This window comes from Neisseria sp. HMSC068C12, from assembly GCF_001814095.1.
GTDB classification, from domain to species: Bacteria; Pseudomonadota; Gammaproteobacteria; order Burkholderiales; family Neisseriaceae; genus Neisseria; species Neisseria perflava.
The window spans coordinates 1-294 of record NZ_KV814793.1 but is presented as its reverse complement, the minus strand read 5'-3'; the positions used below and the strand labels follow the sequence as shown (position 1 = coordinate 294).

Genomic DNA, 294 nt, shown 5'->3' with positions numbered 1-294 from the left:
GTCACGGATTTCCATTTCAACCAGTTCCAACAACTCGGCATCGTCAACCATGTCGCATTTGTTCATGAATACGATGATGTAAGGTACACCTACTTGGCGGGCCAACAGGATGTGTTCGCGAGTTTGTGGCATAGGACCGTCAGCTGCGGAACATACCAAGATCGCGCCGTCCATTTGGGCAGCACCGGTAATCATGTTTTTAACGTAGTCGGCGTGGCCTGGGCAGTCTACGTGTGCGTAGTGACGGGTTTCAGTTTCGTATTCTACGTGTGAGGTATTAATGGTAATACCGCG

Annotated in this window: 1 protein-coding gene; it reads right to left on the bottom strand. The window is 50.3% G+C overall.

The features are described 5' to 3' along the window. On the bottom strand, nt 1-294 hold a 294-nt coding region (locus tag HMPREF2952_RS01945), incomplete at both ends, for a GTP-binding protein (protein WP_283120693.1).